The sequence below is a fragment of the Brevibacillus laterosporus LMG 15441 genome, from assembly GCF_000219535.2.
In the GTDB taxonomy this organism is placed as follows: Bacteria; Bacillota; Bacilli; order Brevibacillales; family Brevibacillaceae; genus Brevibacillus_B; species Brevibacillus_B halotolerans.
Genome location: NZ_CP007806.1, coordinates 102931 through 125288, shown reverse-complemented (window position 1 = coordinate 125288; position 22358 = coordinate 102931). Strand labels below are relative to the sequence as shown.

General features: G+C 40.3%; 24 protein-coding genes. 4 read left to right on the top strand and 20 right to left on the bottom strand.

Features of this window, described 5'->3' with window-relative positions; translation table 11 throughout:
* Nucleotides 1-170 precede the first annotated feature (170 nt).
* Together BRLA_RS00610 and BRLA_RS00605 are read left to right on the top strand one after the other, a co-directional pair.
* On the top strand, nucleotides 171-701 hold the full coding sequence (locus tag BRLA_RS00610) for an RNA polymerase sigma factor (RefSeq protein WP_003333853.1): 531 nt from the start codon (nucleotides 171-173) through the stop codon (nucleotides 699-701).
* Nucleotides 691-2025: a YjgB family protein gene (locus BRLA_RS00605; RefSeq protein ID WP_003333854.1), complete on the top strand. Its 1335-nt coding sequence runs from the start codon at nucleotides 691-693 to the stop codon at nucleotides 2023-2025. The genes BRLA_RS00610 and BRLA_RS00605 overlap by 11 nt, the downstream gene beginning before the upstream one ends.
* A 519-nt stretch (nucleotides 2026-2544) precedes the next feature.
* Here BRLA_RS00605 and BRLA_RS00600 read toward each other — a convergent pair.
* From BRLA_RS00600 to BRLA_RS00545, 12 genes are all read right to left on the bottom strand, one after another.
* Nucleotides 2545-3366: a hypothetical protein gene (locus tag BRLA_RS00600; RefSeq protein WP_003333856.1), complete on the bottom strand. Its 822-nt coding sequence runs from the start codon at nucleotides 3364-3366 to the stop codon at nucleotides 2545-2547.
* A 129-nt stretch (nucleotides 3367-3495) separates the two neighbouring features.
* Nucleotides 3496-3774, bottom strand: a complete 279-nt coding sequence (locus tag BRLA_RS00595; protein WP_003333857.1) for a hypothetical protein — start codon at nucleotides 3772-3774, stop codon at nucleotides 3496-3498.
* A 122-nt stretch (nucleotides 3775-3896) separates the two neighbouring features.
* The gene (locus BRLA_RS00590) at nucleotides 3897-4526 is read right to left on the bottom strand and encodes a DUF4046 domain-containing protein (RefSeq protein ID WP_003333858.1); all 630 of its coding nucleotides are present in this window, start codon (nucleotides 4524-4526) and stop codon (nucleotides 3897-3899) included.
* Nucleotides 4527-4621: 95 nt separating this feature from the next.
* Nucleotides 4622-5137: a hypothetical protein gene (locus BRLA_RS00585; protein ID WP_003333859.1), complete on the bottom strand. Its 516-nt coding sequence runs from the start codon at nucleotides 5135-5137 to the stop codon at nucleotides 4622-4624.
* Nucleotides 5138-5142: 5 nt separating this feature from the next.
* Nucleotides 5143-5565, bottom strand: a complete 423-nt coding sequence (locus BRLA_RS00580; RefSeq protein WP_081870791.1) for a TadE/TadG family type IV pilus assembly protein — start codon at nucleotides 5563-5565, stop codon at nucleotides 5143-5145.
* Nucleotides 5555-6040, bottom strand: a complete 486-nt coding sequence (locus tag BRLA_RS00575) for an A24 family peptidase (protein ID WP_081870790.1) — start codon at nucleotides 6038-6040, stop codon at nucleotides 5555-5557. Before BRLA_RS00575 ends, BRLA_RS00580 begins: the two co-directional genes overlap by 11 nt.
* Nucleotides 6037-6213 (bottom strand): Flp family type IVb pilin, encoded by a 177-nt coding sequence (locus BRLA_RS00570; protein ID WP_003333862.1) that lies wholly within the window; start codon nucleotides 6211-6213, stop codon nucleotides 6037-6039. Before BRLA_RS00570 ends, BRLA_RS00575 begins: the two co-directional genes overlap by 4 nt.
* A 71-nt stretch (nucleotides 6214-6284) precedes the next feature.
* On the bottom strand, nucleotides 6285-7190 hold the full coding sequence (locus BRLA_RS00565) for a type II secretion system F family protein (protein ID WP_003333864.1): 906 nt from the start codon (nucleotides 7188-7190) through the stop codon (nucleotides 6285-6287).
* Between the two features lie 12 nt (nucleotides 7191-7202).
* A complete protein-coding gene (locus BRLA_RS00560; protein ID WP_003333865.1) occupies nucleotides 7203-8114 on the bottom strand; it encodes a type II secretion system F family protein in 912 nt (303 codons plus the stop codon).
* A gap of 17 nt (nucleotides 8115-8131) precedes the next feature.
* Nucleotides 8132-9628: a TadA family conjugal transfer-associated ATPase gene (locus BRLA_RS00555; protein WP_003333866.1), complete on the bottom strand. Its 1497-nt coding sequence runs from the start codon at nucleotides 9626-9628 to the stop codon at nucleotides 8132-8134.
* The gene (locus BRLA_RS00550) at nucleotides 9625-11040 is read right to left on the bottom strand and encodes a CpaE/TadZ family protein (RefSeq protein WP_003333867.1); all 1416 of its coding nucleotides are present in this window, start codon (nucleotides 11038-11040) and stop codon (nucleotides 9625-9627) included. Before BRLA_RS00550 ends, BRLA_RS00555 begins: the two co-directional genes overlap by 4 nt.
* 1 nt (nucleotide 11041) lies before the next feature.
* The gene (locus BRLA_RS00545) at nucleotides 11042-11782 is read right to left on the bottom strand and encodes a CpaB family protein (RefSeq protein ID WP_041752449.1); all 741 of its coding nucleotides are present in this window, start codon (nucleotides 11780-11782) and stop codon (nucleotides 11042-11044) included.
* A gap of 596 nt (nucleotides 11783-12378) precedes the next feature.
* Here BRLA_RS00545 and BRLA_RS00540 point away from each other — a divergent pair.
* Nucleotides 12379-13014 carry a hypothetical protein gene (locus tag BRLA_RS00540; protein WP_041751880.1) on the top strand — a complete coding sequence of 212 codons (636 nt, stop codon included), beginning with the start codon at nucleotides 12379-12381 and terminating at the stop codon, nucleotides 13012-13014.
* A gap of 184 nt (nucleotides 13015-13198) precedes the next feature.
* On the opposite strand, the gene BRLA_RS00535 is transcribed toward BRLA_RS00540, so the two are convergent.
* The 7 genes from BRLA_RS00535 to BRLA_RS00505 all read right to left on the bottom strand — a co-directional run bounded on the left by BRLA_RS00535 (nucleotide 13199) and on the right by BRLA_RS00505 (nucleotide 20755).
* Nucleotides 13199-13963, bottom strand: coding sequence for a type III pantothenate kinase (locus tag BRLA_RS00535; protein ID WP_003333871.1), 765 nt, complete (start codon nucleotides 13961-13963; stop codon nucleotides 13199-13201).
* A 40-nt stretch (nucleotides 13964-14003) separates the two neighbouring features.
* On the bottom strand, nucleotides 14004-14852 hold the full coding sequence (gene nadC, locus BRLA_RS00530) for a carboxylating nicotinate-nucleotide diphosphorylase (RefSeq protein WP_003333872.1): 849 nt from the start codon (nucleotides 14850-14852) through the stop codon (nucleotides 14004-14006).
* A complete protein-coding gene (nadB, locus tag BRLA_RS00525) occupies nucleotides 14816-16465 on the bottom strand; it encodes an L-aspartate oxidase (protein ID WP_003333873.1) in 1650 nt (549 codons plus the stop codon). The genes nadC and nadB overlap by 37 nt, the downstream gene beginning before the upstream one ends.
* A gap of 270 nt (nucleotides 16466-16735) precedes the next feature.
* Nucleotides 16736-18361 (bottom strand): hypothetical protein, encoded by a 1626-nt coding sequence (locus BRLA_RS00520; RefSeq protein WP_003333874.1) that lies wholly within the window; start codon nucleotides 18359-18361, stop codon nucleotides 16736-16738.
* 298 nt (nucleotides 18362-18659) lie between these two features.
* Nucleotides 18660-19085 carry a Fur family transcriptional regulator gene (locus BRLA_RS00515; RefSeq protein ID WP_003333876.1) on the bottom strand — a complete coding sequence of 142 codons (426 nt, stop codon included), beginning with the start codon at nucleotides 19083-19085 and terminating at the stop codon, nucleotides 18660-18662.
* Nucleotides 19086-19105: 20 nt separating this feature from the next.
* Nucleotides 19106-19945 carry a metal ABC transporter permease gene (locus BRLA_RS00510; RefSeq protein ID WP_003333877.1) on the bottom strand — a complete coding sequence of 280 codons (840 nt, stop codon included), beginning with the start codon at nucleotides 19943-19945 and terminating at the stop codon, nucleotides 19106-19108.
* Between the two features lie 36 nt (nucleotides 19946-19981).
* Complete coding sequence (locus BRLA_RS00505) at nucleotides 19982-20755, bottom strand: metal ABC transporter ATP-binding protein (protein WP_003333878.1); 774 nt, start codon at nucleotides 20753-20755, stop codon at nucleotides 19982-19984.
* Nucleotides 20756-20931: 176 nt separating this feature from the next.
* Between BRLA_RS00505 and BRLA_RS00500 the strand changes: the two genes are divergently transcribed.
* The gene (locus BRLA_RS00500) at nucleotides 20932-21300 is read left to right on the top strand and encodes an ArsR/SmtB family transcription factor (RefSeq protein WP_003333879.1); all 369 of its coding nucleotides are present in this window, start codon (nucleotides 20932-20934) and stop codon (nucleotides 21298-21300) included.
* 57 nt (nucleotides 21301-21357) lie between these two features.
* Here the strand turns inward: BRLA_RS00500 and BRLA_RS00495 are convergent, their stop codons facing one another.
* On the bottom strand, nucleotides 21358-22350 hold the full coding sequence (locus BRLA_RS00495) for a metal ABC transporter substrate-binding protein (RefSeq protein WP_022586588.1): 993 nt from the start codon (nucleotides 22348-22350) through the stop codon (nucleotides 21358-21360).
* Nucleotides 22351-22358: the final 8 nt, after the last annotated feature.

Sequence of the window (22358 nt, the reverse complement as noted above, 5' to 3'; positions counted from 1 at the left end):
CATACCCAGTATTTTCGAGGGTTCAGGTAATGCAAGTAAGTTGAGGATGGGCTTTTGGGCTTTTGGGCTTTTGGGCTTTTGGCTGTTTTGGTTTGTTATGTCGAACATTCAACTGATTTTACATCTAGAACTATCTGAGGGTAATTCTTTTAAAAGAGGTGTCACACAAATTGACTAGGCGCGAACACATTGAGGAGTGGTTTGTTCGTTATAGTGACGATATATATAAGTTTTTAGTTTACTATACGCGTAACCGCGATGTAGAAGATTTGGTGCAGGAAGTTTTCATGAAAGCTATTAGAGGATATGAAAAATATGAAGGAAGAGCCCAACCTAAAACCTGGCTTTTTTCAATTGCACGCAATACAGCAATTGATCATGAACGGAAGAAACGCTACTTGAGTTGGCTACCAGATACCTGGTTAAAACAAATCAAGTCACCTGATGGAACACCTGAAGAGATTGTAGGTAAACAGGAAGAAAATCAATTGCTCTATGCCTCTGTACAGCGATTAAAGCCTTCCTATCGGGAGGTTGTGATTTTACGCGGCATAAAGGGGTTATCCCCTAGTGAAACCGCGGAAATTCTACAATGGAGCGAAAGCAAAGTAAATACAACCTTGCATCGTGCTTTAAAAACATTACAAAAAAGCTTAGGCAAAGAAACTGATGTAGATGGGGTGATCAATCGTGTCATCTAATAAATTTTCAAACCTAGATGAGCAATCGAATCAAACATTAAAGCATCTGCAAACACTCCCAGATCATAAGCTGGATGCTACAAGCAAACAACACATGCTGGCTCATTTACTAAGAGAAGAGAAAAAAGAGGTACACAGAACTGATCTCTCTGTTTATTTTACTTGGATCAGTAAAGGAATTGTGTGCAGTTCATTAGTTCTAGCTACCTTCTGGTTAGGAAATGCATGGGTGCAAAAGGAGCAGCCAATCAATTCAAACAAAAGTCTAGTATCTGCAACTATAAGTGATTATAAGGAGTCACGTAATACTGATTTACGCAATACTGATCCACTCAATTCTTTACACGATAGCAAGACAGGTGTGGAAAAAAATACCCAAACAGTGACTCCGGCTCAAAACAAGCTTTTAGAAAATGTAATGGAGCGAGCCAGAAGCGGCAAAGTAATAAATGCAGATATTGCTGTAAAAACATCCCTAGCGGACGACATAAAAAAAGTGTGGGGTGAATCAAAAGGGCAGGATCAGGTACGATTTGGTCTGCCTACTGCTAATTACCCTGAGAAGTCATTAGCGTTTGCTTACAATAAAGGGGAAGTGCTAGTAGAAATTATTTCAACCGACTCTCGGCTGACCGCTCTAAATAAAGAACAAGTGGAACAGGTTCTTGGGAAGCCCCAATTTGTGCAACAGTACACGGATCAACTGAAATACAGCTATCCTGCTGGCGGAGACTATCAATTAGTATTTTATTTTACTCCAATCAGCCTCAACAATAGTTCGAACACAACTGAACCATCTGCTAGGGATCATGATGTATCTCCGCAAATCGAACATGTAAGTGTCGTCTATCCAGACGGCCGGAAAAACCTCATGCTGGGAGATAATATTGATTTCTTACAAAGAATAAATGAATCAGCTTCTAAGGGATTGCTAGTAGAAGACTTTGTAGTGGGGCGAACCACTAAAGAGCAAATAGAGCAACGCTGGGGTAAAGCTGACAAAACGGACACCCCCTATAAAACTACCTATGCAATCTATCGTAAGCACGGCACTGTTGTCGGATATGATTCTAAAGGTCTACTGATCGAAATCCGAAGCTTTGATCTTCGCTTACAAGACATACATCTATCGGAGGTCAAAACAGCCTTAGGTGAAAAATTAAAAGGATACTTTAACAGAAACAAAGAACAGATCTTCACGTACCCGTTAAATAGTGAGTTCCAGCTTCAAGTGGTCATATCTCCTGTAACAAATAAAAATACTGACCCATTAGTAGATCATATAAATGTCATACACAAGCAATCTGAGAGCTGGGAAACATAAGCACTTGAATAAACCATGGTAAATAGGGATTTTAAACTAGAACAATGTTTGGTTTGTTATGACTTTGCCTGGGATAGGAATCAGGCAAAGTCATTTTTACTTTCTTAATGCCTTTTCATTAGCCTTTGTTTATTAGCTCAGCTATCTTAATTTTTATCTTCAGTTTAGAGGATTGCACCACCTTACTTTGACCCAACTTAAAGCTTCTAAACTGCTGGTGGGGAATACGTGTGGTTATTGAAAAAGAAGGATAGAGAGTAGATAACATCTCAACTTTCTATTTTTTTATTTTCTTTTTATCGATTCATTCGTAGAGAAAAGTAGCTCTCCTTTTCGAGGTTTACTACCTGTTAGATACGAGATGAAACTATAGCCTGCTGAAGGATATACTAATAATAACAATTACTTCTAATGTTACTTCAATTGCTTTTACCAAGGAGTATGTATTCATTTTCTTTTTCATGGAGAAGCCACGACTTTGATTCAAGCTGACGTAGTGGAATTTCTCGTTCTAACTCTCTAAATATTTCGAGAAATCGTTTCGTTTTCTCTAGTTTGACTTAATAAATTATTTGCTAATTGATTATTCTCCTTCTTGTCACACTGATTTTTCCGATCTTTAGCTTCTATATAATTAAGGAATTTCGATACCATTCCATTAATCTCTAGGTGATTGCGATAGTAATAAAAAATCTTACGAATACGCTCTCTTTCTTTCCTATTTAGAGCTGGCTTCATTTGTTTAATTTGATCGATGAGTCTACTTAGTTGAACGTTATTGGGCCTGCCTCGTCTAATTGGTCTTTGATAATAAGCTTGTTGATATTCATCAAAAGCTTGAGGATTTTCAATAAGCCATGAATCAACTAGTGCTTCAATATCTTTACCATTACGGATTCCTATTTTATATAAATAATGAAAATACATCACTTTAGTTCTTTTCCCTTTCGAACGCCATTGCTTCATATAGCCGTTTGAATTGGTAAGCACATGAGTTACATACTTGATTAATTCCTGTCTGTTTCTTATCTTATACATCCCTATCGTTTTACGTACAATAGAAAATAAAATGGAGTGAAAGCCCGTACTTCTGTTGTTACCTAGCCTTTTCTTCTCATACCAGGCCTCTACAGCCTGATCAAAGTCTTTTCGGCAACGAATTAACTGTAACTTTTGCAAGTGCTGATAGAAAAAATCTGCATCATACTCGGCTACCACCTCTTCCTGATAATCAACGAATACATAATCAATAAATTTATTTTTTAAATCCTCCTTCCCCAATAAGCTGCAGACTTGCTCGTAACAACGTTCCACTAGCTCCATAGAATCACTGGCTAACATAGTCATTAAACCTCCTATAATAGTTAAAATATTTCGGCTATATTTTGTGTGATTATAAGAGACGCGTCATAAAAACTAAGAATTTGCTACCGCCTCTTACTGCTATAAGAAGAGGCGGTAGTAGGACAATCACTGAATCATAAGATACAGTTCTTCCCCCGTCGGCAATAGAAATACGATTCTTCCATTGCGGATTATGACGGTTGGAGCACTCTCCATCATGATTAACCCGTCATTGATGACCATGCGCTTTCCAAACTGGTGTACTGACTCAATTGGAAAGGTACCTTTTGGCATTCCCTCTATTGAGAGAAATGCCCCTGGTCTGTGTTTCTGATAAAGAACCTGAAGACCAATGATCGCTTCCAACGTCAAAGCTTGCGTCGTGTGAGCAATTCCCGTTGCCATAGCAACCCTCCTTCTCACCAACAGATTAACGGCCGTTTCATACGCTTATAAGCTTATGAAACTATCTTTACGGTATAAAAAGACAGAGGGTATTCGCAAATATTTCTGACCTTTGCTCTAATTTATTGAAAATAACCCTCCTCTCCCCAGAATTTTGGATCAGCTAATTCAGGGTATATCTCAGTAATGAGATCAAAAGGAGAAAAATATAAAGTATCCACCAAAATTTTTAGCTTGTATGTACGTAGAATTTGATAGGCTTGCTCCGTTTTTCCAAAAACCTTCGGAAGTTCAAGGATGCTGGTAATCTTTAAAAGCTCTTCGCACATATAGATAAAACAAATTTTAGCTCGTTTCTCGCCTAATACGCTCTGAAAATAATGCATTGGGAAATGCCTGCGGCTACCATTAAGAACTTCTTGGTACACCCAGAGCGCCTTATCTTTTTCTGATAATTTAGGTAAGTAAGGATAAGCATAGTCGATAATATAGTACACATCTGTCGCTTTCGCTTCGATCGGAGGTTGAATGAATTCAGTAATTAAGTGTAGCTTTAGCTTTTTAATATCTTGTAAAGCAAGCTGAGTTTTAGCTTGCTCAGGCGTCCATTTCATTACTTGCTCAACTGCATACCGAATAATGAGCTGAATTTTTTTCTTTCGAAACTGGATATCTTCAAACTCATAAGGTGAAAAACGTTTTTGTGTTCCAGCTAATATTTTCTTATATTTCGTGATAATTAATGAGGGCATGCCGATACACTCCTTACTTCCAGTCGGTTTCCCTAAAATTAGCACGTTAAATTAGGACAAAAATATCAAAATTATCCTATTTTTATCAAATTATTCTATTTTGCTATTTTTCTTATTCCAGCCTGAGATGTTCTTCGAAAAAGGAGTTCTCGTTCCTCAAATAGCATATAAATCTTCTTTTTTAGTTCAATAGCTAAATGATAGATTCCCTGAGTATATAATGAGGCTTTCTCACCTTTTTGATGAGTGATGCTAATATCTCCAGCTATTTGATCCAGCCCTGGTTTATTTAAGCGATACAGAATGTCCGCTTCTTCTCTAGCCCCTCGAATAATACTCGCCTTTTTTCTCTTAGCTTCCTCTGTTGTAGTTATTAATAAAGCTCGTTCCCTTTTAGTTTCCGAATCCACTTCGATCCATTGCCCTGCTGTTCTTGCTCCTTTAACGATAATATCCGCCGTGTGTTGCATTCGCATTTGTGTTACATCTACCTGTTGCATAAACAACACCATAGATAACAATAAGCAAAGACAGATAAGAAAAAAGAGCGAGGTAGGTAAAATACTCCCTCGCTCTTCCTCTATGATTCTTCTTAAAGACATACTAGTCATATACATCAGCCTCGATTTCTTCCATTTTCAATCATCATTGAATATGATTCTTCCACAGTATGGGACTTTCCTGATCCTAAAAGCGGAAATGTAATGCTTACTCTTGCCTCTACATGATTTCCTTGTGACCATCCACCCTTGACTATCAATTCAATCTGTTTATGTTCAAAATAAAGAGCCTGTTCTAACTCCTTTTCAGCGAACTTATTCGCCATATAGACGGCTAATCCATAGTTAGGTTGTACACATGCAAATCTTCCTGCCTCATATGATGCAGCTAAAGCCTTCTGTTTTTGATACATAATACTAAATTGATCACACCCATAAATAAATAAAAACCAGAGAAGAGGAAAAACAAACACATACTCGACAATTTGACTCCCTCGCTGATTTCTTACATATCCAAAGCTTCTATATCTATTCAACATAATGCTTCACATAATAAATCATGTACGCTATTAAAAGACTTAACGCATATGGGAGAGCTAAAGCCGATTTTCTTACCTCAGGCAACCAAATCCTACGATGAGCAAACCACATCCCAGCGCTGCTCTTCAAATGATAATGAATTAAGGTAAAACGTGAAGGAAAAACCAAAAGCATGCAAATACTCACTACTAACGAACAACAAAAAATCCAATAGATAGCAACTGGAGTTGTATAACTGCCTACCAGCATGAGCAATTTTTGATCACCCATTCCCATACCCTTTACTAGTACAGGTAACAATGTTAGCAAAAACCCCATTCCTACTCCTATTACCATCTGCCACATTTCACCAATCGCTCCTCTTTGTAGACAGGCTATACATAACGTTAGACCGACAAGCCAATTAGGGACCCTCCGGTATCGTACATCGTAATAGGCCGCTATAGCCAACACTGAAATCAGTACAAGACTCATTTGCTTATTTTTTCCTGCAGTTCTTTTAGTTTCTGATCTTCGGCTGTACGTAGCTCAACCAATGTGGGGATTAAAAAAATTAATATTACTGCTACAATAATAACCATCTCTACGATCGTCACAGCATCCTCCTCTTTCCAAAATCGTCTAGCATAATGCGTAATATAATTCATATTTTCCAGCCTCCCTCTTATAATCTTACTTTCACAAAAGATAGAGACCAGTCGCAAATAAATTTTTACTATTAAAGCTGATTTTTTATCCCAATAAGAGATGGCCCAAGCACTAAAAACATCAGAGGGACCCCCATAAACAATACTACTAGGGGTAACAGCCTTACACTCATTCGATTTACCTCATCTGTCATTTGGTCTTCTTCCTTTCGTAATTGCTCCTCAATATGCATTCGCAATAAATGAGAAATATTAGTTCCTTTAGTCAAAGCCTCTTGTATATCAGTTACAATTGATAAAAAAGAGGCCAACTCCCAACACAGAGCCAGTTCCTCTAAAGCTTTTCGCCAATTACCATACCTCTTTTGCTCTAGTTCTAAACGAGCTATTTCTTGTCCAAGTCGTTTAGGATATCTACTTGCAGCCCTACTCATTGCCACATGAACGGGCATACCCACTTCCACAAGTGCCAATACAATGCTAAAAAAGATAGGGATTTGCACCTCTATCTCCCTTTGAGCACGTTTGTCATACCAATCGATAATAAGGTTAGGAGAAAAATATAACAGAAGGGAGAGGATTAGTCCGATTTTATGAAAAATGTCTATCTCTCCATCTCGCAGGTACTGGTAGCCTAGAAGAATCACTGCACACCCTAAAAATAATGCGCCTAGGGCTTTTAAAATGAACCATTCCTCTACTTTTGTTTTCCAACGCAAACGCTGAAGCTGTTTTTTTACGCGAAACAAATCAAATCCTAATCTTCTGGCCAAGTCATCGAAGCGTTTAGGCGCTGTCATCCACAATATGATACGTTGACCTCTTGAAAACAGTCCTATCTCTCGCTTTTCTTCTGGTTCTTCTGAAAAAAATCTTGTAAATAAGCTTAGTTTCTCTCCTTTATAAACTACATGAAAAAAAGGAAAGGCTACCATCATTATTAAAATGCCAATCCATACACTTGCTAAAAGAGCCATTGCCTTACCTCCCTATCCATCATGTCTTCCTACTGACAGGGCTAAATAACGAATAATCTCTCCCCCAGCTATAATTAATAAAAAGCTCCCTAGCATGGCATAACGACCACTCAAGCTCTCTGTTAATGGAGCAAAATGATTAGGATTGTTCACATATAAAATACCTACAAAAAAGAAAGGCATCGCACTGAGTAAATTAACCTGCGATAAAATTTGGGACAAAGCGGATACCTGTCTTCTTCTTACTTGCTTCCTACGAATCAAAGAAGAAACAGCAATATCTAACGTTTGAGCCATATCACCGCCTAATTCCCGCTGAACCTGTATAATTGTCGCTAGATATTGAATATCTGGTGATCCTGTTTTTACATACAACCATTTCATTGCATCCTCTAGTAACAGCTGCCCACGCAATTTTTCAACAACCGTTCCATACTCTTGTGCAATACTTTTATCAATAAATTTACTAGTAGCCACTTGTTCAAAAGCATGAACATAAGAGGGATTCGCACGAATAGAGCTGGAAATAATCCGAAGTGCCTTCTGGTTCTCCTCTTCAAAGCGCTCTCTTTTTTTATTTCGCCAAGCTGCCAGCCAACGATGAACAACTAAAATTCCAATAAACCAAAAGGGTAAGGCAAGCCACCAAGAGTCTAAAACATATAAAGTGAGCGCATAAAAAAATAAGCCCGTAACAAAACAGAAGAATACATATCTTTGAATTCCGATATCTAGACGGGCCTGTTTGAGCTTATCCTCCATTCGCATGTTCCAGCTTTTCCGATTTCGATGCATTTCTGAGATTATCATATGCGTGGAGCTATTTTCGGCTTTTCGTTTCAAAAAATCAGCGGGTATCAAAATGCTCAGGATAAGTCCACCTGAAAGTACAGCCACACAACGGGCGATCCACTCAACTAACATTAGCTCACCCTCCCTTGTTACAGCTTAATAGGCTCCCTAAAAAACATCGCGTCTATTTCCTCTTCACTTATTCCCTTTGCTTTCCAACACTTTATCAGACCCTCTGGTCTATATCCCGTCCACCTATATTGACCAACAACCTTGCCTTTTTTTACACCTAGTGGCTCATAGACGTAAATATCTTGAAGGTATACTCGATTCGATATCACCTGCTTGACGGATAGCATCCTTCTAATTTTGTCCTCGTCTGACTCACCAGTACCGATCACCTCTGTAATGGAGACAACCTTCCTGCTACCATCCTCTTCAAAACGTTTAACTTGTACAATTAAGTTAAGAGCTGAACCAATCATCAGGTTTCTCTCTAAGGAACTGTAGGATTCTTCTGCCTTTCCAAACAAAATTGGCAAAGTGGAGTCAACCAAAGCACGTGGAGAATTGGCATGGGCGGTGCTCCAGCTACCTGGATGGTCTGTATTCATAGCCCAAATAATGTCGACAATCTCTCCTCCACGAGTCTCTCCTACAATGATGACATCTGGGCGCTTCCGTAGAGAAAGCCTAACGCAATCACGTATGGAAAATCCACCTCTCCCCTCATGATTAGTTGGCTTCGTTAAGAATCTACGAACAAACGGATGCTGTAGCTTTAATTCCAAGACATCTTCAATCGTAATAACACTAATTTGTGGAGAGATAAATTGAGAGATAAGATTTAATAGGTGGGTTTTCCCTGAACCTGTACCTCCACTCACAATTCCAGAGGCTCTCGCTACCCCCACGGCATATTTCAAAAATGACAACATCGGTTTACAGATGGAACCATACCGCAAGTAATCCGTTTGAGATAGAAGGTCACGATGCTTCCGAATTGTGAGCATATGACCATCTGGTGAAATTGATCGATGCGTAGCGGTAACCCTTGATCCATCGGGAAGTTGAGTATGCAAATCAGCTTTGGATTCGTTAAACTCTCGTCCCATAGTTGCCGCAATCTGCTCTATCAAACGCAACAACTGCTCCTCATCAAAGAAATACTTCTCCGTCAGACGTTCCAGCCTACCGGTACTTTTTCGTTCCACTACTACATCACTAAATTTTTGTACGATGATCTCTGTAATATCTTGGTCTTCCAGCAATTCATCCAGATGCCCCCAGCCAATTAATTCGTGCAAAATCCGGTGTACCTCAAGTTCCAATTGATGGGTTGGCAGTGGGGCTTGCCGTTCAACCAATCGTCGCAATTCCTCCTTCACTTCCTCTATCAAGGCAGGTGAGCTTTTTTCTTCCCATAATCGTTTTCCAAAGGCTTCAACAATTTGTCCCTTTACATGTGCCTCCTCTTCCTGGGATAAAAACCATTCCCTTTCTACATATTTACTGGCACTTTCCTGAACAACATGATCTACTTTCCTGCGGAGGTTTGAAAAATCATGAGCCTGCCTCTTTAATTCAGATATATCTAGCCGCTTCTGTCTTTCTGTTCCTAATAGTTTTTGGCGTGAAAAACTCATCGTCCCCAGCCCCCTTTACTAAACCATTTAAAGAAACTTGCCTTCTTCGTTTTATTTGTAGAATCACCATAGATTTGTCCTTCTTTTTCGGTATGAGGAATGAGTACCTGTCCCAATTTTTCGATAGCCAGCTTAGTCTGGGACCTAGATGTGGTGAGCATCAGTGGGACTCCTGTATTAATTGATCTTTTCACCTCGTCATCATCAGGAATGGTTAGTAGCGTCTGACTGGGGTGTAGCTGGAAGTATGCTTTCATCTCTTCTAAAGTAAACATCTCTCGCTTTTGCAGCCGATTCATACAGATTTGAATTTTTTGTTCGGGATACTCAGCTTCACGCAGTAGCTTTAAGACTCTGTGAATATTTTCAATTGCATCTACCACAGGACTCCCTACCATTACCACTCGTTCAGCGAAAAATAATGCCTGAATGGTTGCATCCGTAGTATCTGGCGCCGTATCAATTAAAACAACATTGTATGCACTTCGTTTAATGGTTTCGAGAATGATGTATAAGTGGTAATCCTTAATATGAAAGCTTTGCCGTATATCTCTTGGGGAAGTAAGAACATGCAGCCCTGATTCAGGATGTATCGCAATGTAACGCTCAATCTCCTCTGGATAAAGAGCCATCGAAGCGGCATACTCCTGCCATTCCTCATGACTAATAAAATCAGGATCTCGTCCGTCTCTTTGAACTATTTGAATTAATCTGTCTTGTATTTCTTGAACCCATGTGAACAGATTCGGGGTACGCGGTAAATTTAATGACGTAGCAAACGTACCCAAATCTAAATTAAAATCAATAGCAAGCACTCTATTCTTTTCTCCTTCTAAGGGGTGACGCGAGTAATAGATTGCTAATTCCCGCGATATAAATGTTTTACCTACTCCTCCTTTTGGTCCATAAACAGTGATCAAATGCTGGCGATGTCCTACAGACTGACCGTCATCCGATAGATGAAGAGATGGTACTACAGGGGCTTGCGCAAATTGGCGGTTGATAGTATCCAACGATTGTAGAGTCGTAGAGGGTAATTTTCCTTGAGTTGTATCTTGCTTTACAACCATTTCAATCATTAAGGGGGAAATTGGTTTTTGTAATACAAATACACCGAGATTCCTTATTAAGGCTTCCCACTGCATCGTTTGTAAATCGCAAGCAGCTATACAGGTAATAGTTGGAAAGTAAAAGCGAATTCGATGACATAAAAGACTTAAATCTGTTTCACGAAAAAAACCAACCAATACTATATCTGGTTGCATTGCTTGTAAGGTATGGAAAATCTCTTTAAAGTCACTTACCACTCCGCATACCTTCACATACTGACTCTCTTTTAGTTGTTCTACTAAATCACTTGTGCATTTCTCATCCTCATCGACAAGCAACAATCTTTTAGGCCGATCCTGCATTCTAGCTTCCTCCTTCTCCTTCTATATCTGTCCAGCTTTTATTACCTTTCATCAATGCTTTAGCAAAATGAGCGTCTCCAATTCCTGATATTAAGTCTTTGCCATACCCTGCTTTTCCTAGATGTAGCTTGCCATAGTGGAGGGCATGGGTGAGTAACCTCCCTTCATGAAGCGTTAAGGAAATCGTCACTGCTTTTAGAATTGCCCCCTCCCCGTCTAAACCACGCTGTACCTCGACTACCGGCATTGCCTTCAGCAAAAGTCCAGTATGTGCCCCCTCCTCATCCTTAAAAGAAGCATATATATGAACACGATCTCTCTCCTGTAGCTGTGCTGATACACCACTGATGTTATCAACTGGTATTGTCATCGCCGTTTGATTAGGGTGGTTACCTTGTAGCTGGTTTTCTTCCGTGCTTGTTGAAATATCAGCCTTTAGTAATGGGACACCCGCCTTTACGTGTCGGATCACTGGTATTCCAATTACATGACTGACCTCTTCCCAAGGAATAAAACCGGGTACCTCACCCGAACTACTAAAAAAACGATTGCCCATTTCTAATACTCCCTTTTCAACATGATCAAGGGACAGAGGGGTCCCTATTTCTAGCTCGCTCTGCTCCTTTACCTTGATGTAATAAAACAGCTCAGGCCGTACTGTCTGATAGGTTAGATAACCACATGCAATGGCCAACAGCGTAATAACTAGCAGACGAATATAGCTAAACCGATAGCCTCCCATGGAATGCCCTCCCCCTTTTTCCATATCTATCTGGTAAAAGAAGTGTACTAACGCTTTATGGGACAAAAAAAGCCATGAAGAAATCCCCATGGTGTTAAAACATTCTTTCATTCCTACCTTTTCTATGTCTAATAGTAGGAAGTTCATATGGTTTTTTCCTAAAGAAATATAGAGTGCTTAAAGGAGCATCTACAATCAATCTTTGATGATCCAACCATTTTTTACGCCAGATGTTTAATAACACTATATTTTCTTCCAAATTTACACAAAAAGTTCACTTACATTAACTTTTAATATTTGCTAAATAATTATATTCTAATAAAAGTTAGTTTCATAATATTTCCAAAAGGGTGTTTTTCTATAAAAAAATTATTTCTTCTCTTATTGTTGCTGTCATGTTAACCAGTGGTGTTACGGGAACCTTTGCATCACCTAATCAAGTTATAGAAGCTAAACAGGTAATAGTAACTGAAGATTTTGAAACGATTGCATTTGAGGAACTGGAGGCGATAAAGTAGGACATAAAGGAGATGTATGGAAATTGAATGATAGAACAGGAGAGAGAATTTCTTCTTTGACGAAAGAGGGGAAATTTGTTGGAAAATAAGAGTTTTGTAACGTTCCAGGACTATATTTCACATTATGCCATCGACATGGATTATCTAAAAAAGGGTTGTGATGAACCTGAACATTGGGATACGGATATTCTATTTGTTGATAAATGGGATGCGTTTGATAAGCAATATACGAATAAAATGTATAGAATCAATCGATTTCCTACATTAATTCAAAATTGGGATAAATATAATCAAGCAGAGATTTTTTATAAAAAGAGCAAGAAAATTAAGGAGCAGCAAGACTATTTAGAGCTTGAACGCAAATTTCTAAATGTTTTTAGAAATTTATGGACTTGTTCTCGCACTTTCGTGGAAAGTAGCATTTCATATGATACCATATTCCCCGAAGATATTGATCAGAACAAACTGAAAGAGCTCCAAGAGAAGCTCTTTGAATCAATCATGGAAGTATCTGAATTGAAGGATCTTGAATTCCTCCTTAAATTAAACCTTCGTGATTATATTTCAACTTGCCTTTACTTTGTAGATTTAAATCTCATTATATGGCCTGGTGACTTTGCTTGCCCTACCTATTTAACAGACCAATCTAATAGGGAATTTCTAGAAAAAATTTGTAATGTTGAAGGGGTTTATCTCTGCCCTTTGGACTCATAAAACGGAACTGCTCTGTCTTCCTGTAAACTACACCTTAATGGTTAGACACACATCTAACATTGGAGGTGTAGTTTTTCTATACAATCATTTATGACTCCCTACCTGTTAAATCGATTCCTCTAGGTAAAACGACGTGTTAACAAAAAAGCCATAGGAGCAAATCCCATGGCTTTCGAGCATAATCTTACACATTTCGCTCATAAATCAACCGTAAACCCTTCAACGTCAAATGCTGATCAACCACGTCAATACAATCAGTCTCTTTCGCAATGAGTGGGGCAAGTCCCCCTGTTGCAACCACCGTTGGCTTGCTGTTACACTCCTGCTTCATTCTGCTCACAATACCCTCAACTTGACCAATAAAACCATAAAAAATACCGGACTGCATGGAAGCAATGGTATTTCTGCCAATCACAGTCGCAGGCTGGGCAATCTCAATACGCGGCAGCTTTGCGGCACGGGTAAAGAGCGCCTCGGTCGAAATCCCGATACCCGGCGCGATTGCACCCCCTAAGTATTGTTTCTTTTCATCTACATAGCAAAAAGTCGTAGCCGTACCGAAGTCAACAATCAATAAAGGAGCGCCATATTCATGAATCGCTGCAACCGCGTTGACAATTCGATCTGCTCCCACCTCTCTTGGATATTCTGCTTTTATATTTAGCCCAGTTTTGATGCCTGGCCCAATCAATAGCGGCTTCTTGGAAAAATATTTTTCACACATACTCTCTACCGCTTTATTTAAAGGCGGGACGACCGAAGAAATGATAATTCCCGTTACAGCTTCGAGCGTAAGCTTTGCGTTTTGAAATAAATTGAGCACGAGCATGCCGTACTCGTCCTCAGTCTTATTGCGATCACTTGCAATACGCCAATGGTACACTAATCGATCTCCCTGATACATCCCGAGCACAATATTCGTATTGCCTATATCCATTACGAGTAGCATGGGTAGTTCCTCTTTTCTCTATCTTGTCGGCTAACACTGACTATCTTTTCCGTTGATTTAAATCTAAGCTAATATCTAAGGCAGCAACGGAATGCGTAAGTCCGCCCACTGAAATCACATCGACACCAGTCTCAGCAATAGCTCTTACCGTCTCCAATGTAACTCCACCAGATGCTTCAATGATTGCCTTTCCAGAAATGATTTGGACCGCTTCTCTCATCAGATCGCAGGACATATTATCCAGCATGATAATATCTGCTCCTGCTTCCAACGCTTCCTGTACCTGCATGAGTGATTCAGCTTCTACTTCTATTTTCATTGTGTGGGGAATGGCTTCACGCGCTTTCCTTACCGCTTCCTTTATGCCACCTGCACCTTTACTATGATTGTCTTTGATCATCACTGCATCGTAAAGAGCAAACCGGTGGTTATGTCCGCCACCTACACGCACTGCGTATTTTTCTAATAATCGCAATCCCGGAGTTGTTTTACGTGTATCTACTATCCTCGCCTGTGTATGCGAAATCTCCTTCACAAATAATTGGGTACGTGTCGCAATCCCTGAGAGACGCTGCAATAAATTAAGGGCTAAGCGCTCACCGGTTAAAATAGCCTGTACCGAGCCGGTAACTTCAGCTATTACGTCCCCTTTTTGCACCTGACTGCCTTCTGTTACGAAGCGTTGAAAACTAAGCTCATGATCCACGGTATGAAAGACCTGCTCAGCAATATCTAAGCCCGCGATCAGACCTGATTTTTTCGCATACAAGATTCCCGTACCTTTCTCATCTGCTGGAATCGTGGCCATAGTTGTGATATCTCCATGACCAACATCTTCGAATAGCCATTCCTCTATTTTTCGTTGTAATTCGCGTTTATTCCATAGCATAAACGGATTTCACTCTCCTCTTGTAGCCCTGAATGGATACCTTGCGTAATATGCTTAAGCCATCTCTCTTCATTTTGCTCAGGATAATCAACGCGATAATGGCCACCGCGGCTTTCTGTTCGAGCTAAGGCCGCTCTAGTGGTAAGGATGGCTGTTGTCAGCAGATTTTTCAGTTCCAAGGCCTCAGGTTTGACTGTATGAGTCGATAGAATTGTTTGCATGCTCTCAAGTTCCTGCAAAGCTGCTCGCAGACCCTGCTCCTCACGCTTTACCCCTACTTGGCGCAGCATAATCTTTTGTAGCTGTAGCCGCATCTTTTTCCAATTCCCTACTCTGCCGGTAGTGCGTAGAGATGATTCACTAAGCGAGATGGCTGACATCACAGGCGGTAGCGTTTGTAAACGTTCTACGATGCGATGTCCAAACACAATTGCTTCGGATAATGAATTACTAGCTAAGCGGTTAGCCCCATGTACTCCCGTGCAAGAGACTTCTCCACACGCAAATAATCTCGGTACATTCGTTTCGCCATATAAATCAGTCTTTACGCCGCCCATCATATAATGGCAAGCAGGTGCTACCGGTATCCAATCAGCTACCATATCCAGCCCATAACTCAAACAGAAATCATAGATTGTCGGAAAGCGATGTTTAATCAGCTCTTCAGACTCATGTGTAATATCAAGATACACAAAGGTAGATTTCGTTGTCTCCATTTCCGATACAATGGCTCGTGCCACGATGTCTCTCGGAGCTAATTCCTGCTGAGGATGATACTTGTACATAAAACGCTCACCCAGCACATTGCGCAAATAAGCACCTTCTCCGCGGACAGCCTCGGAAATTAAAAAACGCGGGGCATCTGGATAGCACAGAGCCGTAGGATGAAATTGAATGAATTCCATATCTTTTACCTCTGCACCAGCCCGATAAGCCATCGCTATGCCGTCTGCTGTCGCAATGTCCGGATTGGTGGTGTAGCGATATAGCTGACCAGCACCGCCTGTTGCCAGAATAGTAGCGTGCGATTGTATGGCAAACAGCTCCCCGCATGGTTTAAGAGCTAGCACTCCCACACATTCTCCTTGATGCGTAAGAATGTCGATAGCGAAATGCTCCTCTAGTAAGGTAATGTTCGTTGTTTCTGCCACCTTTTTCGCTAAAGCTCGGACGATTTCGGCACCAGTAGCATCTCCTTGTGCATGCAGAATACGCCGCTGACTATGAGCGCCTTCGCGTGTTAATTCATATTCACCATTACTATCTTTATCAAATTGAGTCCCGTAGGTTATTAACTCCTGTAATCGCTTGGGCCCTTCATGCACCAATACATCTACTGCTTCATAGGTACAAATTCCGGCGCCTGCCAGCATGGTATCTTGACGATGTAATGCGGGAGAATCATTTTGGGCGGTAACCGCTGCGATGCCCCCTTGAGCCCAGCGAGTATTGCTATCCTGCAAGCCCTTTTTACTGATTAGTATTACCTTTGCTTTTTTGCTTGCTTCTAACGCTGTATATAAGCCTGCAATTCCACAACCAACTACAATCACATCGGTATACATGTTTGGTAAATGATCAGTCTGGTAGTTCAGTACATGTCTCGGGAACATCACACATCACCATCTCCTGTGATTCTCTACTTTTTTCCTCATCATTATAGCAAATGCCTCTTATGAGCAGAAGCTGATAATCATTGGGGAAAAATCTTTACGCAGATACAGGTGAGAGCATACGGAAAAGCGGCAAAAGCCCAAAGGCTCCTGCCGCTTCTCTTGTCCAATCTATTTACTTTTCAACACCAAAACTCATCATCAGCTTTACTTATAACAGGGGCTCTTCATTACAGTTTATATACCAGTACCATCTTTACAATCAGCATGTTATTTATTTAATTCTAGTGCTTCATTTGTAAGCTCAAGCTTGCCATTTTTCAATGTCCATGTTGTTTTTGCTACACCTAAACGGTCAGCATGGTATGCTCCGGAGATACTTTGTACAGCTTGAAGCTCTAGCACACCATTTTTGTCCACATCAACCGGGGTCAACACAGAAAGCCCATCAGCCCAACCAGTTGTCTCCTGCAAAAGTTTTCCATTATTATCATAAACCTTAGTTTCTACATACTCTTTTTTGTTCTTACTTACATCAATGGTTTCCTTTTTGCCAGTAGCTTTGCTAGAAACCTCTACTTTAAAGCCATCTTTAAAAACGACATCGTATTCTACACCTTTATTTAACAGCTCCTGATCAACTAATGGAACAATCTTGTTATCAGAGAAAGTCAACACGCTAAAGGTAGATAGGCCACCGCTGCCACCTGTTGGGGCACTTACCAGGATATCCTTCTGTTTATCGGATTTAAATGCACCAATATGTAGCATAGCTTCAAAGCCAGCTTTTTCTTTTCCTACTGTACCCATAGTGAGTTTTTTGGTTTTACCATCTTTTACAGCCACTGTTAGCTCATTAGCGAAGAAATCCTTTTCCCCTTCTTCCTTATGACCGATCAAAATCACTTCGTCACGCACACCGTCACCATTTACATCAGCATATTTAGAATCAATGACATAGTTATTTTCTTTTGTAGAAAGAGCTGCTTCTGTAAATTTGTCGCCCGGTGCATAGTTCGGAGCAATGGAGAAATTATCATGGTCAAATGCTGTTACTTCTGTTTTTTCTAGCTTCAATTGGCCGTTATCAATTTTCCATGTGCTTGTTGCAATAGCGATGCTGTCAGCGTGGTAGCTGCCCCAAATGTGTTGTGTTCCAACCAATGCAAGTCCACCGTCTGCTTGTTCCTCTACTTCTAAGGAGCCAAATCCGTCTTGAGCGCCCTTAACTGCTTTCAATAGCTTGCCTTTAGCATCATAAATTCCGTTTTTGATATAATTATCTTTATTTTCACTGATATCTACCGTTGTTTTTTCTTTTGTAGCTTTGTTTGTAATTTCTGCTTTAAAGCCTTCTGTGAACTGAATGTCGAAGTCAACACCAGCGTTCAGCTTCTCTTGGTCAACCATTGCGGCACCTTTGCCATCTTTAAAGGATACCAAGCTATATGTAGACGTTCCGCCGCTTCCGCCATCTCCCGTTTCTACTAATACGTCCTGCGCACCATCTTTATTAAAATCGCCCACTGTTAGCTTTGGCTCATATCCGCTATTTTGTTTTCCAACTGGTACCTGTGTGAATTTCATTGTTTTTCCATCTTGCATAACAACCATGATATTACTTACGAAAATATCATCTTTCTTTTCTTTTGTACCGATCAAGGTTACTCCGTCCGCTACACCATCACCAGTAAGATCAGCTTGTGTGTAATCAAGTACATAGCTGTTTGGCTTTACTTGCAAATCCTTCAGTGAGAAAAGCGCTCCTTCTTCAAAGGCTTGCAGTGCTTTTTGGGTATCCAATGCAAACACTGGTACATTAGCTACTGCTCCAACTCCTGCAAATACTCCACCGCAAAGCGCTACGCTTGTTACTACTTTTACTAATGTTTTCATATATCATTACCTCCATCAATTGAGTGAATAAATGTGATTTGTTTTTTGAGCTGTTGTCTTCTTGTTGTTTTAATCATACACCCCAAAAAATGCTAAGTAGTTACAAAAGGTTTACATTTTATTTTCCTCAAATAGAACAGGTATTTTTTATTGGGACGTGCCTTTGTTACTTCCGTTACATATCGAGCCATTGACGTTTCTTTGTCATATAAACTCATGAATGGGCTTTTGAATCGCTTCTTTCGGCAAATAACAAAATAAAAAAGCACCTTACCGGGTGCTTTTTATCTCATATCTTTTACATAGCTATATGTTCATTACAGTCTTTACAGGTTCCATATACTTCGAACTTATGGCCGGTTACGACAAATTCCTCGGAAATCTCAGGAATAACGTTCATCGGACAGTTCGGCAATGATTTTGTCTTACCGCATACTGTACAAATGACATGATGATGATGTCCATGTGTAGAGCATGAGAGCCTGAACTTTCCTTCGCCATCTAGTTCGGTCTCTTCTAAAATGCCCAATTTAACGAAGGTAGAAATATTCCGGTATACCGTATCAAAGCTCAAGCTTGGATAATTATCCTTCATCCGTCCCATGATATCTCGTGCGGACAAATATCGCTTTTCCTCAGCACAAATACGCAGCATCTCTTCACGCTTACCTGTGTATTTATATCCTTTATCTTTTAACAACTGGAGCGCTTGTTCCAAATTCAACTGCAATCTCCTCCTTTACTTCAACGTAAGATTGCTCGTAAACGTTTGAAGCCCAACACAATCATTAAAATAAAGACAGCCACTAATACAATCGTACCGCCAGAAGCCCAATCAAGCATATAAGCAAAGTACAAGCCTGTTAACACAGAGATTTCGGCAAACAAAATCGAGTAGAAAATAGCTTGTCGAAAGCTCTTAGCAATTTGCAAGCTGGCCGCTACTGGAATCGTAATCAACGCAGAGATCAATAGTACACCAACAATTCGCATGGATGCGGCAATTGTTAGAGCTACTAGTACCATGAACCATAGATTAATACTGCGTCTAGCCACACCTGATACCCGTGCGAATTCTTCATCAAACGACACAGCAAATAATTCTTTGTATAACAGGATAACTGTGCCTATCACTACAACAGCTACCCCAATTAAGGCTAATAAATCCTCAATGGTTACTGTTACAATCTTCCCAAACAAGTATGAGTATAAATCCTGATTAAACCCATCAGCAATACTCACTAAAACTGTAAATAAGCCTAGGCCTGTAGATAAAATGATCGGTATCGCCAAATCCTGATACGCACGATATACCTTACGCAATCGCTCGATAAACAGTGACCCAATCACAGAAAATAGCATTCCAAAAAATAAGGGATTCACTACGCTAAAGAAAGCTACCTTTTTCGCTAAAAGCATTCCTGCTGCTACTCCCGAAAGCGTCACATGGGAAAGCCCATCCGCCATCATAGATAAACGGCGAACAATTAAAAATGTCCCCAGGATCGGGCAAACCAATCCGATCAGCAGTCCTGAAAACAAGGTATATCGTAAAAACTCATAATTCCACCAATCGGCTAGCATTCCTTTTTGTCCTTCCTTCTTCCGCCCAGCGGCAGATTAATGATGATGGGTTAAAAGCCTGACGCTCTCACCGTACATCGATTGAAAAATTTGCTCCTGTTTATGCTCGAACTCCTCTGCGGTGCCATGAAAGTGTAACCTACGTTGTAGACAGGCTACTTTATTTACCCACTCAATCATGACGCCAACATCATGGCTTACGATCATCATCGTCATTCCCGTATCCTCTTTAAGCGAACGTAAGAGCTGATAAAACTGCTCGATAGATTCCTGATCTACCCCTACTGTTGGTTCATCTAGTATCAAGAGTTCTGGCTCTGCTACCAAAGCACGAGCGATAAACACCCGCTGTAGCTGACCACCAGATAAGTTGCTAATACGCTCGTTTTCCTTTGCAGACAAACCAACACGCTTAATTACATCGGAGACCTGCTGATGATGTTCAGAAGACAAGCGGCGAAATAAACCTACTTTGCCAACCAGTCCGGAAGCCACTACTTCACGTACAGTAGCCGGAAATCCACTGGCCCCATGAGCTGCCTGCTGAGCAACATAGCCGATCTTCGTCCAATCCTTAAATTTTTGGATAGGCTCTCCAAAAAGCTTAATCTCGCCTTTGGTAGGTAAAATCAACCCTAAAATTAATTTCATTAATGTTGATTTTCCTGAACCATTTGGGCCAACAATACCTACAAAATCGCCCTTTTCCATTGAAAAGTCTATATCTTCCAGAACCGTTTTTCCATCTTCGTAACGAAAAGACACGGATTTCAGAGAAACAACACTTGCATGCTTTTTTGCATTGTGCATATAATCAACTTCCTAACTTTTGTGGCATAATCGTAATTATTCTTATTTAATATTATCATGGTACTATGAAATGGGCAGGGACTCAAGGCTTTCACAAGTCTCTTTGCCTCTTTTCTGCTATCCTTGTGAAGTAGCTTTTCGTTTTCTATAATTAATGAAAGGAAGAGGTGATCACTTTGGCTTATGAAGATCAAACGGAAAAAGACGTATGTGAGATAGAATGCGTTGAAGTCGAGAAAGTAAATCAATTAAAACCGAGAATAACAGAGGCAGACGGAGTAGCCCCTTTGTTTAAGGCCTTAGCTGATGATACACGCTCCAAAATTATTTATGCCCTCTCCCTCGAAGATGAACTCTGTGTATGTGATGTTGCAGCCGTAATTGGGATTAGCATGGCGACCGCTTCGCATCATCTTCGACTATTACGGAATATGGGCCTGGCTAAATATCGCAAGGTAGGGAAAATGGTGTACTATTCTTTGGATGATGATCATGTTCGTATGCTGATACATGCAGGAGTTGAACATGCGAATGAACACAAATAATTGTATTGCTAAAAGAAACCGCCGCCCCAATCTAGGAGCGGCGATCTTTATTTAAGCTTATCGCAGGGCCTGACGTAACACTTCCAGGTTTTCACGCATAATGGAAATATAGTCTTTGCCCGCTGTCTGTTCTTCCGTAGTCAAGCCCTCTAGTGGATTTAGTATCGCTGTTTGTGCTTTTGTTTCACGCGCGATTACTTCCGCTACTTTTGGAGAGGTCAATGTTTCGAACATAACATATTTAATATTTTTTTGTTTTACCTTCTCCACTAGATTCTTTAGCTCAGAAGGCGATGGCTCATCATCAGGAGAAATACCAGAAATCGCAATCTGCTCCAGTCCATAACGAGCAGCTAGATAAGTAAAAGCCTTATGCGAAACTAAAATTTCCTTTTTAGGTGATTGTTCTACCATTGTTTTAAAATCCTGGTCTAGCTTGTTCAAGTCATTTACTAGCGCTTTATAATTTTGTTCAAACTGCTCCTTATGTGCCTGATCGGCCTTAACAAATGCGTCCTTCACCTGTGCAGCTTGCTTCTCTAGCATTGTAGGATCAAGCCATACATGGGGATCAAATTCCCCGTGATCATGCTCATGCTCGTGCACGTGTCCTGCCGATTCACCTTCGTGCCCTTTATCACCCTCATGATGATGATCATGTTCCTCTGAAGCTAGAAGAGTAAGCCCTTCCGTCGTATTTACAGCTAGTAAATTAGCTTGATTTAGACTCTTTACAGCTTTCTCTACCCATGCTTCTAAACCGCCACCATTATAAATGAGAACATTAGCCTTAGAAATGGCCACCATATCCTGAGCAGTAGGTTCATAATCATGTGGTTCGACTCCAGCCGGAACAACATTTTTAATGGAAACATACTCCCCACCAATTCGATCTGCTACATAGTACAATGGATATATAGTTGTATACACAGAAAGTTTTCCACTCTCTTGTACTGAACCTGCTATATTCGTATTGCCACATCCACTTGCAAACAAGGCCATACTTGCAACACCTAAAATAACTCCCCATTTTTTAACGAACCGTAACATATAGTCCT

Bases quoted from the DNA above. Each gene is read 5' to 3' on its own strand.
- BRLA_RS00520 (WP_003333874.1), bottom strand. From the start codon at position 18,361: ATGAAAACATTAGTAAAAGTAGTAACAAGCGTAGCGCTTTGCGGTGGA.
- BRLA_RS00505 (WP_003333878.1), bottom strand. From the start codon at position 20,755: ATGCACAATGCAAAAAAGCATGCAAGTGTTGTTTCTCTGAAATCCGTG.
- BRLA_RS00570 (WP_003333862.1), bottom strand. From the start codon at position 6,213: ATGAATTATATTACGCATTATGCTAGACGATTTTGGAAAGAGGAGGAT.
- BRLA_RS00545 (WP_041752449.1), bottom strand. From the start codon at position 11,782: ATGGGAGGCTATCGGTTTAGCTATATTCGTCTGCTAGTTATTACGCTG.
- BRLA_RS00535 (WP_003333871.1), bottom strand. From the start codon at position 13,963: ATGCTACTCGTAATGGATATAGGCAATACGAATATTGTGCTCGGGATG.
- BRLA_RS00560 (WP_003333865.1), bottom strand. From the start codon at position 8,114: ATGTTAGTTGAGTGGATCGCCCGTTGTGTGGCTGTACTTTCAGGTGGA.
- BRLA_RS00590 (WP_003333858.1), bottom strand. From the start codon at position 4,526: ATGCCCTCATTAATTATCACGAAATATAAGAAAATATTAGCTGGAACA.
- BRLA_RS00495 (WP_022586588.1), bottom strand. From the start codon at position 22,350: ATGTTACGGTTCGTTAAAAAATGGGGAGTTATTTTAGGTGTTGCAAGT.
- BRLA_RS00550 (WP_003333867.1), bottom strand. From the start codon at position 11,040: ATGCAGGATCGGCCTAAAAGATTGTTGCTTGTCGATGAGGATGAGAAA.
- BRLA_RS00510 (WP_003333877.1), bottom strand. From the start codon at position 19,945: ATGCTAGCCGATTGGTGGAATTATGAGTTTTTACGATATACCTTGTTT.
- BRLA_RS00580 (WP_081870791.1), bottom strand. From the start codon at position 5,565: ATGTTGAATAGATATAGAAGCTTTGGATATGTAAGAAATCAGCGAGGG.
- BRLA_RS00600 (WP_003333856.1), bottom strand. From the start codon at position 3,366: ATGTTAGCCAGTGATTCTATGGAGCTAGTGGAACGTTGTTACGAGCAA.
- BRLA_RS00575 (WP_081870790.1), bottom strand. From the start codon at position 6,040: ATGAGTCTTGTACTGATTTCAGTGTTGGCTATAGCGGCCTATTACGAT.
- BRLA_RS00585 (WP_003333859.1), bottom strand. From the start codon at position 5,137: ATGACTAGTATGTCTTTAAGAAGAATCATAGAGGAAGAGCGAGGGAGT.
- nadB (WP_003333873.1), bottom strand. From the start codon at position 16,465: ATGTTCCCGAGACATGTACTGAACTACCAGACTGATCATTTACCAAAC.
- nadC (WP_003333872.1), bottom strand. From the start codon at position 14,852: ATGCTATGGAATAAACGCGAATTACAACGAAAAATAGAGGAATGGCTA.
- BRLA_RS00595 (WP_003333857.1), bottom strand. From the start codon at position 3,774: ATGGCAACGGGAATTGCTCACACGACGCAAGCTTTGACGTTGGAAGCG.
- BRLA_RS00555 (WP_003333866.1), bottom strand. From the start codon at position 9,628: ATGAGTTTTTCACGCCAAAAACTATTAGGAACAGAAAGACAGAAGCGG.
- BRLA_RS00565 (WP_003333864.1), bottom strand. From the start codon at position 7,190: ATGGCTCTTTTAGCAAGTGTATGGATTGGCATTTTAATAATGATGGTA.